At 70.3% G+C, this 10847-nt stretch carries 7 protein-coding genes; 1 reads left to right on the top strand and 6 read right to left on the bottom strand.

Features of this window, described 5'->3' with window-relative positions; all coding sequences use genetic code 11:
- The coding region (locus U9977_RS21315; RefSeq protein WP_322751061.1) for an ABC transporter substrate-binding protein at positions 1-832 on the top strand (832 nt) is incomplete at its 5' end.
- 89 nt (positions 833-921) lie between these two features.
- Here the strand turns inward: U9977_RS21315 and U9977_RS21320 are convergent.
- The 6 genes from U9977_RS21320 to U9977_RS21345 form a co-directional block, all read right to left on the bottom strand.
- Positions 922-3138, bottom strand: a complete 2217-nt coding sequence (locus U9977_RS21320; protein ID WP_322751062.1) for a glycosyltransferase family 39 protein — start codon at positions 3136-3138, stop codon at positions 922-924.
- 164 nt (positions 3139-3302) lie between these two features.
- Entirely contained in the window at positions 3303-4970 is a 1668-nt protein-coding gene (gene ispH, locus U9977_RS21325; protein WP_416210726.1) for a 4-hydroxy-3-methylbut-2-enyl diphosphate reductase, read from the bottom strand.
- Between the two features lie 158 nt (positions 4971-5128).
- The gene (gene shc, locus U9977_RS21330) at positions 5129-7093 is read right to left on the bottom strand and encodes a squalene--hopene cyclase (RefSeq protein WP_322751063.1); all 1965 of its coding nucleotides are present in this window, start codon (positions 7091-7093) and stop codon (positions 5129-5131) included.
- 78 nt (positions 7094-7171) lie between these two features.
- Entirely contained in the window at positions 7172-8188 is a 1017-nt protein-coding gene (locus U9977_RS21335; protein ID WP_322751064.1) for a polyprenyl synthetase family protein, read from the bottom strand.
- The gene (hpnE, locus tag U9977_RS21340; RefSeq protein ID WP_322751065.1) at positions 8185-10059 is read right to left on the bottom strand and encodes a hydroxysqualene dehydroxylase HpnE; all 1875 of its coding nucleotides are present in this window, start codon (positions 10057-10059) and stop codon (positions 8185-8187) included. The genes U9977_RS21335 and hpnE overlap by 4 nt, the downstream gene beginning before the upstream one ends.
- Positions 10056-10847, bottom strand: a 792-nt coding sequence (locus tag U9977_RS21345; protein ID WP_322751066.1) for a squalene/phytoene synthase family protein, incomplete at its 5' end; no start/stop codon positions are given. The genes U9977_RS21345 and hpnE, both read right to left, overlap by 4 nt.

Here is a 10847-nt window from a genome sequence, read left to right on the forward strand (position 1 = left end):
GTTCACCCGTACCGAATTCCATGACGGTGGGTCGCGGGCCCGAACCGTGGTGGCGTCGGTGGCTTCCGGTGCGGCATTCGTCGGGGTTATCGCGCCGGACACCCTTCCGAAGGAAATCGCCAACGGCGCACGGCTGCGGGTAATCGGCACACAGCGACAGAAGTCGCCCTGGGCCATCGTCTCGCTTGCTGACAAGCCGATCAGAACACCGCAGGACATGACCGGTATGAAGATCGGGATGGCGGCGGGCAGCACAGCCGTCTGGACGTCGTTCCTGGCCGCCGTGGGAGTGGCGGAGACGGCCGTCACCCAGGTCATCACGCCCGACCATCTGCGGGCAGTCGCGGAGCGCCAGGTCGACGGGGCACTGTCGTCGGTGATCGACGCCCCGGCTGCCTTCGCCCGCCAGGGCGTCGCCACCTCGACGTTCCTGCTTGCCGACCACGGCTACCAGCTGGTGTCCAACGTGTACGTGGTGAGCGCGGACACGGTGGTCAGGTCGAGGCAGAAGGTCAAGGCGTTCCTGGCCGCCGAAATCCACGGCTGGAAGGACGACCTGGCCGACCCGATGCTCGGCCCCCGGCTACTCGCCGAAGTCTATGCCCGGTCGTCGGGGCTCGACATCGACGAGCAGGTGGCCAGGAACAGGCGACTGAGCACCCTTGTCGAGAGTGCGGACACACATCGCAACGGATTGTTCACGATGACTGACGCCCTGATCGAGGCCAATGTGCGGGTGCTGGCGGACAGCGCCGCCCCCGCCGCCGCCAGAAAGATGTTCGACCTGTCGATCATCCGCGAACTGTATGCCGAGCAGCCCGCACTGATTTGATCATGTGCCCAGGCGTCGCGGTGCTCAGGGTTACGTCACGGTGCTCAGGGTCACGGTGCTCAGGGTCACGGTGCTCAGGGTCACGGTGCTCAGCGTCGCGGTGCGAGCGTGACGCCGAGAGTCCCCGTCACGGTGGCCGGTACCCAGGCGTTGTCGTAGCGGCCGGGGACCAGCCGCCAGCCCGGCCCGGGACCCAACGCGACCAGCACCCCGTCTGCGCGTCGCTCCAGGGGAATGCGCTCCTCCCAGCGCCAGGCCCCGGTGAGGTCCGGCGTCGTCCCCGCGGCCAGGCCGACGGTCAGCTGCGCCGGCAGCACAGCGCCCGCGAAACTGAACTCCTGCACCGAGGTCGGCGGCACCGAGGCCTGCATGGCCGAGCCGCCCACCGGCGATGCCACCGTGACGAGCGCGCGGGCTCCGTCCACGGTCGCGACGACGCTCGCCGCGGTGCCCGCGGCTCCCGTGACGGGCAGCGGGCTGGTCACCGTCTGCTCGCCGATGCGCAGGTAGAACGATGCGTAGCGCATGTTCGCCGGGACCGACGCAGACGCCCGAACCTCGATCTTCTTTCCCTCGACCGGGCGGAGTTCGACGAAGGAGCCCCGGAAACTCCACGGCTTCTCCGCCTCGATCACCTCGTCGGGGCGGAGCTGGTACAGCCGGCGGCCCGGCATCCTCTCGGCGAGCTGCCCGTCGGCCGCGCCGAGGTCGGCCGCGTACAGCACCTGGTCCGACAGGTCCGGGCTGTTGCGTAGGAACTGGTATGGAACCTGTGTGTAGCGGCTCGGCGTCGGTGGGGTGACGATGACGACCGCCGGCCCATCAAAATTGTCCGGGATGAGATCGAGTACGTACCCGTCGACCGCGTTGACATAGCGTTGTACGTTGACCTTCGCGGGCACCCCGACGGCGGTCACAGCCACCAGCGCCAGCCCGCAGACGCCCGCCACCGGGATTGCGACCGGCCGCGGGAGCCGCCCGGGCACCGCCCGCCACAGCAGGCACGCGCCGCTGCCGGCGAGGATGACGACAGGCGACAGCGCCACCATGTGGTAATGCGGACCGAGGCCGTTGCGAAGGCTCGGAACCGCCATGGCACTACCCCACCAGAAGAAGTAGGCGGCGAAGACCCCCAGCGCGGTGATGGCGAGCAGCAGATGCCCGGCGCGCCGCCCCCCCGCCGCAAGGCCCGCGAGGAGCCCGACCCCGGCGAGGACGACCAGCGCCGTCCCACCGAACAGCCAGCCCGGGGCGGCGGCAAGAGTCTCCCGCAGCGCGTCGAGCGCGACATGCCCGGTAAAGGCGAACGTCGGTTCGGACGGCAGCATCCGCCGCTCACCGAAACCGAAACGGTCCAACGGATCGGAGGCGGCAAGCGGCAACGTCCGCATCGAACCGGTCACGTGCCGGCAGAAGGCGGCCACCGCCACGACGAACGGTAGCCCCCCGAGCCCGACCCACCCGAGGTCCCGCAGCATCGCCGCGACCGGCCGCGGGCGTTGCCCGGCAGTCGCGAACCGGGCCGTCACGAACCGGGCCCTCACGAACCGGGCCGTCACGAACAGGACCCCTACGACGGCCAGCACCGCGTCGAACGGGCGGGCCATGGCGGCGAGGCCGAACGCCGCACCGGCTGCCACCAACGACCGGCGGGCACCGATGCGGGTGCCACGCAGCAGCGCGGCCATCGCGGCTGTCAGCGCGGCGGCGGTGAACGCATAGGCCATCGGCAGAGCCGTGTGCAGGAGGACCAGCGGCGACAACGCGAGGAAGGCCGCGGATGTGAGTGCTGTCGCCACATCATCGAACAGTTCGCGGGCCAGCCGGTAGGTTGCAACCACCCAGGCTGCGGCCACCAGCGCGGGAGCGAGGACCATCGTCCCGAACAGCAACTGGGACACGGCCAGCATCGCCGGCCACCCGGGCAGGTACTTGGTGAAGACCCGTCCGTTGTGGACGCCGGTCAGCCAGGGGCGGAAGAACGGGTCCACCAGGTTCTGGTCGAGGGTCAGCCGCCCATGCAGCAGCATCCGGGCCTGGAGCACGTAGGCGGCCTCATCCGCGTCACCCGAACCATGGCGGAACAGCGTCTCCTGCAGCACCACGCTCGCGGTGAACGACAACGTGCCGAGGGCGAACACGGCCAGACGCGGCCCGGATACGGACACCGCAAGCCGGGATGCCCGGCCCCGCGACGACGATGCGGGGCCGGGCGTCCCGAAAACCGCACCGGGGAGCTCCTGATAATCGAGCCGCTGCTGATCGCCCCGCTCAGCCAGCACCGTATCGGTCGATACCTGACGCATCGGGTGGACCGTAGCAGGAGTCCTACCGCGCGCTTTTCACCGCATCCGCCCGTTACCGTCCGGAATTGCGACACAAGCGCCGCGTAGCCGGATAACGCTCCGAACTACCCGGCGCCTGCGCCCGCAGCGTGGTGATCGGCGACGCGTACTACTGGCGACGCGTACTACTTGGGCTGGCGGCGAAGTTCCTTGGGCAGATGGAACGAGATCGTCTCGGTGCCGACCGAACGGACCGCTACCGCTGTCGGGCCGAGGCCGGACAGTGCCCTGGTCAGCTCGTCGACAAGGGTCGGAGGCGCGGACGCCCCCGCGGAGATACCGATGGTGTCGGCACCCACCAACCACCGCATGTCCACCTCGCCGACGTCACCGACGAGGTAGGCCGGCACACCCTCGCGTTCGGTCACATCGACCAGCCGGCGTGAGTTGGCACTGTTCTGTGAGCCGACGACCAGGACCAGGTCGGCCTCGATGGCGACCCGCCGGATGGCGCTCTGCCGGTTCGAGGTCGCATAGCAGATGTCCGCCGATCCGGGCCCGACCACAGCCGGGAAGCGGTCCCGCAGCGCGTCGACGACTTCCTCGGCCTCGTCCACCGCGAGCGTGGTCTGCATGAGGTAGGTCACCCGCTCGGGATCGTCGACCTCGAGCCTGGCAACGTCCGCGGGCGACTCCACCAACTTGATCTTTCCAGGCGCCTCCCCGAGTGTCCCGTCCACCTCCTCATGCCCGGAATGCCCGATAAGTAGGACAGTGTCCCCGCGCGCGGTGAACCGGCGAGCCTCCGCGTGGACCTTCTCCACCAGTGGACACGTTGCGTCGATCACTGACAGCTCACGGTCGTCGGCCTGCTCCCAGACGGCGGGGGCGACCCCGTGCGCGGAGAAGACCACGGTTGCCCCGGCCGGTACCTCGTCGAGCTCCTCGACGAAGATGGCGCCACGACCGGCAAGATCAGCAACGACGTGGCTGTTGTGGACGATCTGCTTACGCACGTAGACCGGCGACCCGTACATCTCCAGTGCCCGCTCGACAACCTCGATCGCCCGTTCGACTCCGGCGCAGAACGCCCTGGGCTCAGCAAGCAGTACCTGGCGTGATCCGACAGCCGCCGACCAGCGCTCCAGCACCGGTCCGAGGGTCATCATCGTCCGCAGTCCCGCGATCCCCCGGCGGGCCAGGTCAAAACGCCCCAGCGGCTGCTCGTCGGTGTCCACGATGACGCGGACGATCGCCAGCGGCACCCCGCTCGCGCCCGGCGCGATCTGTGCGGACTCCATGTCCACGGCGATCGCCCCGGTCGCCGCCAGCTCCGCGCGCGCGGTGCCGATCGCCAGCCGCGACACGGATACGACTGGGCCGACGTGGACGGTCAGGCCCGCCCGGCGCAGTTCACCGGCCAGCAGGGGCGCGGACGGACAGTGCGCGCTGACCGAACCGTCGGAGGTGCGGACCTCATCAGCCACCACGACGTGCCCGGGCTTCACCCCCGGACCGAGGCCGCCGCCGAGACCGACCAGGGCCACGGCGTCCGCCCGGGCCTCGCGGATGATGCGGGTGGACCGGCTGGCCTGCTCGGGTCCCATTCCGGTCCGGATGAGGATCGTGCCCCCGGGCAGGCCCGAGCGGGCCGCGGCCCATGCCTCCAACCGCAGCGGCGCGGCCACGACCAGCCTGGGCCGACGCCGGACCATGGCGCGCAGGCCCGGCGCGGTGTCCCGGCCCAGATCAACCCCGGCCGGGGCGCCGTCAGCCGTCGACGGGCGGACCGCTGGGGTCCTGATGGTTGACGTGACCGCCGTCGGAGCAGCAGTCGGAGCAACAGCGGTCATGGCGTCTGCCGGCGGTACCTCCGGTACCGGCAAAACCGGCAGAGCCGGCGATACCGGCAAAACCGGCAGAGCCGGCGGCGTCCGGGATGCCGGGACCGCCGATGGCTTGGACCCTTCGGCGGGACCCGCCGTCCGTGATGTGTCCGGTGCCGAGAAAGTCATGATGCGGACCCGCCGCTCAGGTATCGGCCGAGCGCGGTCAGCGGGAAACTCAGCCGATACAGGTGGTAGTTGATCGAAAAATCCCCGGGGAAACCGGTGCCCGTGTGGTGCGGCTCGTCCCAGGTTCCGTCCGGCCGCTGGGTGTCGACCAGCCACTGCACCCCCCGTTCGACCGCCGGGGACGCCGGATCGGCGGCGAGGAGCGCGAGTAGCGCCCACGCCGTCTGGGACGCGGTGGGCTCACCGCGGCCGATCCAGGCGTCATCGGTGTAGGAACGAAAGTCCTCGCCCCAGGCACCGTCAGGTCTTTGATGCTCGACCAGCCACTGGACGGCCCGGATGATCGCCGGATGGTCGGCGGACACCCCCGCGTCGATCAGAGCTGGGACGACCGCGCCGGTGCCGTAGATGTGGTTGACACCCCAGCGGCCGAACCACGACCCACCCGGTTCCTGGTCGGCCAGCAACCAGCCCACCGCCCGTTCGGTGATGGGGTTGCGCGCCTGGCCCACTTCGGCGAGCATTTCTACTATATGAGCCGTCACATCCGCGGACGGCGGGTCGATCACCTCGCCGAAGTCACAGAAAGGCAGCTTCGTGGGAAGGGTCCTGGTGTTGTCGGCGTCGAAGGCCCCCCATGCACCGTTAGCCGAGCGCATCCCGATGGCCCAGTCCACGCCGCGGCGTTCGGCCGCCCGGAGCCGGGCCGCGAGCCCGGGGTCCACCGCGTCGATTCCGCCTGTCTGACTCCCGTCGACGCCACCGTGGGGTTTCAACAGACGACGGATGGCCAGCACGACCTCGGCGGTGTCGTCGACGTCGGGATACCCGTCGTTGTCGAACTCGAACGCCCAGCCGCCAGGGGCCAATGCTGGACGTTTGACCGCCCAGTCACCGGTGAGCGTGACCTCCTCGTCCGCCAGCCACCGGGCCGCGCGCACCATGGCGGGGTGGTCGGCGGCAAGGCCCGCGTCACGCAGGGCGACGACAGCGAGCGCGGTGTCCCAGACCGGGGACTGACAGCACTCCAACCGGCGGACCATCCCCGCGGGGGTCCGTTCCCGGATCGTGTAGCGCTCCAGGCCACGTAGCCCGGTCGCGATCACCGGATGGTTCATGGGGTAGCCGAGCAGCGTCAGCGCCATGATCGAGAAAACCCACGGAGGCTGGATGCCGCCCCAGCAACCGTCGGCCTCCTGCCGAGCGATGATCCATTCGGCGGCCCGGCGCATCGCGTGCCGACGGATCATCTTCAGCGGACGGCGCTCGTACCGGTGCAGCACCGCGTCCAGGCGCTGGAACGCGCCCGTCCACGAGCGCAGCGGTGCCGGCGGCTGGGCCGGGAACTCGACCTTGAGCTCATCGATCCCGAATCCGAGCGAGCGCTTCGGCCGAAACGTCCCGATGATCGTCAGCGGAACGATCGACTGCCGGGCCCAGCAGCCGAAGTCGTACACGTTGAGCGGGAACCACGACGGCAGCAGCACGAGCTCGGGCGGCATCACCGGCAGGTCGTCCCAGGACCACTCGCCGAACATCGCCAGCCAGATCCGGGTGAACACCCGGGTGGCGGCGGGACCGCCGTTCTCCCGGACGTAAGCCGCGGCAGCCCGCATGTGCGGGGCGTCCGGGCTGTCCCCGGCGAGCCGCAACGCGACGTACCCCTCAAGAGTCGTGCTGAGATCCGGCGGGCCACCGTAGTAGGTCGCCCAGGTGCCGTTCTCGGTCTGCCTCGAACGGATCCAGCGGGCGGCCTCCTCGAGCACATCCGGAGTGAGAATGCCCATGAAGACGCGGAACAGAAGGTCTGCCGCCTCGATCGTGATATTGGTCTCGAGTTCGCCCTTCCACCAGCCCTGGTCGGACTGCAGCGACAGCAGGTGGTCTCGGGCCCGGACGGCGGCTGCCGTCACCGTGTCGGAGGAGACTTGGGATTGCCGGTAGTCGGTGGTCGAGCTCATCAGCGGCTCCCGTCCACATGTCGGTCCCGGTGCGGTATGAACTCCCGGTCCAGTACGAACAGCAGTGTCACAGCACACTCACCGATCCCGTTCGGTAACAAAACGGGCTAGGGCGAGCAGTTCGGCTTCAACCAGCGACGGCAGGGCCAATGACGCCAGCAGCTCGGCGCACGCTTCGAGCTGGCGGTCGGCCTCAGCCGTGGTCCACTCCCGCCCACCAGCGCGTTCGACCAACTCGGCGGCGCGATGCAGGTCGCCTTCGGAAAGTTCCCCGGTGGAGGCGAGGAAGGCGCGCAGCTCGTCGGCTTCGGAGCCACCGGCCTCCAGCGCCACCACGACCGGGACCGACTTCTTGCGCGAGCGCAGGTCCGACAGGACCGGCTTGCCGGTCACCGCAGGGTCACCCCAGATACCGAGCAGGTCATCCACCAGTTGGAAGGCGGTTCCCAGCCGTGACCCGAACTCGGCGAGGCCGTCGACGAGTCGGGCCGGGCCGTCCGCCAGCACCGCGCCGATCGCGGCCGAGCAGGACAGCAGGGCGCCGGTCTTGCCGTCCTCCATCATCAGCGTGTCCGCGACGGTGATGTCGTTGCGGGTTTCGAAGTGCAGGTCCTCGGCCTGACCCCGGACGAGGTCCTGGACGCCCGCCCCGAGCATCACCGCGGCGCGGCGACCGGCATCCCGGTCGACCTCGAGCAGCACCTGGGTGGCCAGCCCCAACAGGGCGTCGCCGGCGAGGATCGCGCCGTCCGCGCCGAACACCGTCCAGGCCGTGGGCCGGTGCCGACGCTCGGTGTCGCCGTCCATGAGATCGTCGTGCAGCAGCGAGAAGTCGTGGACGAGCTCGACGGCGACCGCGCCGGGGAGCCCGACCTCGACATCGGCGCCGGCCGCCTCGGCCGAGAGCAGTGCCAGTGCCGGACGCAGCAGCTTTCCGCCGCTGCCCGCGAGCGGGTTACCTTCCGCGTCGATCCAGCCGCGGTGGTAGGCAACCACGCGACGCAGCCGGGGATGCAGCCGGTCGACAGTGGCGCGAAGCGCCGGCACTGCCAGAGTCCGGCCCCGCTCGATCGCATCGGGAACCACAGTGGTCATGCCGGAAATCTCCCTGTCGGTGACGCCGCCGAAGGCGTGGTCGTGGTTGAAGTTGAGGTTGAGGTTGAGGTTGATCGCTCGGATGGTGTCGGAAGCGGTGTAAGTGGCGGGGTGGCGGTCAGTGCCGGCTGGGCGTCTGGAGTGCCCGCCGTCCCGGGGGTCGATGATCCCGACGGGTTAGAAGACGACGGTCCCTCGTCCGGGACGTTGGTCTCAGGCATCCGGGATGATTGTGACGTTTTGCACGAATTACCCGATGACGATCCGCATCCCCCCGCACGCGTTGGAGCACCGCCAGGCGCGTCGACCACAGGGAGCAACCTGCGGGCCGGGCCGGGCGAAGGCGGACCGGACCGCCAGCCCCCCAGCGCCACCTTCGCGGCGGCCAGGCCGCTGCGGACGGCGCCCTCCATGGTCGCGGGCCAGCCTGTGTCGGTCCACGCGCCGGCCAACGCGAGTCCCGGCAACGCCGTGGCCGGGCCAGGGCGCAGCGCGTGGGTGCCAGGCGCCTGGCGGAACGTTGCCGTGCGCTCGCGGGTCACGAACACCTCGATCGCCTCGGCGCCTCGCGCGGCCGGCAGCAGCCGGCGCATCTCCTCGACGAAGATGCCGCGAATCTCACTCGCCGGCCGGTCGATCCACTCGTCCGCCGCTGACAGGGAAATCGCCAGATACTGCGTACCCGTACCCGTACCCGAAGGGCCGGCCGGCCCGGACCCTTGCGCGGAACCCGCGTCAGGCCCTGCCACGGCCGAGGACGCGACGGCCCCGCTCGACGCGATGATCCCGCTCGACGCGATACTCCGGCTCGACGCGGTGCGGTCGAAGACCCACTGGACCGGGGATCCGACCACGGCGAGGAACGGGCCCTCCAACACCTTGCGGTCATAGACCATGTGGACGTTGACGATCGGCGCGGAGCCGAGCTCGACGAAGCGCTCCTGGCCCTCGACCGCGCCGGCCGGCAGCAGCGCGGCGGCCGCCGGTGGGGGCACCGCGAGGATCACGGAATCGGCCTCGATGGAGCCACTGTCGGTGACCACACGCCAACCGGTCGCTGTTTTCGTCAGCTCACGAACCTTCACGCCGGTACGGACATCCGCCCCGAGGTCGGCGAGCTCCGAGGCAGCGGCGTCGCCGTGAAGCCGCTGGAGCGGAACGTCAGCCCAGCCGATGTCCCCGGCGTCCGCCCGCTCGAGCAGACCGGTACGCACAACCGTGGCGGCGAGACCGAGCGACGCCGAGTCCGCCGGGGCGTTGAGGGTCGCGACGGTCAAGAGCTCCCACAGCGCCTCGATGGCTGCCGGGGACTGGCCCTGGCCGGCCAGCCAGCTACCGAACGAGGCACCGTCGACCTCGGGTCGGTTCGGGTCGAGCCGACCGAGCCGGTAGGCCGCGAGCGCCGCCCGTAGCCGCTGACCGATCGGGAACGCCCGGTATCCCAGCAGCGCCGGGGTCAGATGCAGCGGCGCCGGCCACGGGATGCGGGTGCGCCGCAGCCGGGCACGTGTACCGGACCCGGCAAGCAGCACCGGGACGTCCAGTCGGTCCTGCAGCGTCGTCAGGTGCTCGACCCCGAGCCGACGCAGGAACGCCCGGTAGGCCGTGCAGCAGCGCATGAAGACGTGCTGGCCGGTGTCGATCCACCTGCCGTCCCGGGCGAATGAGGCGGTCGCCCCGCCCAGGCGCGGCCGTGCCTCCAGCACGGTCACCTCGGCACCGGCGTCAGCGGCGACCAGGGCCGCTGACAGGCCGGCCAGACCACCGCCGATCACGACAAGTCGGTGTCCCCCCTGGCCAGGGGTGCCGGGGCCGGGCAGGGGCGTCACCGGCAGGGGCGTCGTGGGCAGGGGCGTCGTGGGCAGGCTCATCCGACCGACACCTCCGGACGGCCGGCCAGGCTGCGGGCGGCGACCACGACCTTCTCCCACCCGGGCAGCGAGAGCCGTTCCGCCAGGACGGGGGTCGGGTCCATCCTGATCCGGCGGTTGAGTCGCAGGTAGATCCCGGCCATCGCGCCGCAGCAGGCGGCGCTGCGACGGTCGAGCATGCCCAGGAGCTTCAGGCCCCGCCCGTACCACTCGTCGGCGCGTTGTGCGCAGTCGCGCAGATATCCGACGAGTGCGTCGGATGGACCGCCGAGCTGACCATCTGGGCCCAGCACGAGAGTGATGCCGGCCTTGTCGAGCTCGGCCCGTGGCAGATAGATCCGGCCGGTGATCAGGTCCTCCCGGACATCTCGCAGAATGTTGGTCTGCTGCAGGGCAATCCCGAGTTCGTCGGCGACCGTGGGGGCATTGGAGTTCGCGTGCGCCGCCTCGGTGCCGAAGATTCCCAGCGACAGCCGCCCGATGGTGCCGGCCACCCGCCGACAGTATCCGACAAGATCGTCAAAAGTTTCGTACGTCACCCCCCGCAGGTCCATCTCGACGCCGTCGATCAGCTCGCTGAAAGCGTCGACCGGGATGGGGAAGCGCCGGCACGCGTCACTGAGCGCGACCAGGACCGGATCCGTGCTGGACGTGCCGAGGGCCAGGATGTCGGCCCGGGCCGCGGCCAGGCGAACGACCTTCTCGGCCAGGGGCAGGTCACCGTCGCCGATGTCGTCAAGCCTGCGGGCGAAGGCGTACACGGCGGAAAGGGCTGCCCGCTTTTCTGC

The sequence above is a fragment of the Protofrankia sp. Cas8 genome (genome assembly GCF_963555845.1).
Classification (GTDB): Bacteria; Actinomycetota; Actinomycetes; order Frankiales; family Frankiaceae; genus Protofrankia.

Excerpts from the sequence above, each read along its gene's own strand:
- U9977_RS21320 (WP_322751062.1), bottom strand. The coding sequence starts at position 3,138 with ATGCGTCAGGTATCGACCGATACGGTGCTGGCTGAGCGGGGCGATCAG.
- U9977_RS21335 (WP_322751064.1), bottom strand. The coding sequence starts at position 8,188 with ATGACCACTGTGGTTCCCGATGCGATCGAGCGGGGCCGGACTCTGGCA.
- ispH (WP_416210726.1), bottom strand. The coding sequence starts at position 4,970 with ATGACCGCTGTTGCTCCGACTGCTGCTCCGACGGCGGTCACGTCAACC.
- hpnE (WP_322751065.1), bottom strand. The coding sequence starts at position 10,059 with ATGAGCCTGCCCACGACGCCCCTGCCCACGACGCCCCTGCCGGTGACG.
- shc (WP_322751063.1), bottom strand. The coding sequence starts at position 7,093 with ATGAGCTCGACCACCGACTACCGGCAATCCCAAGTCTCCTCCGACACG.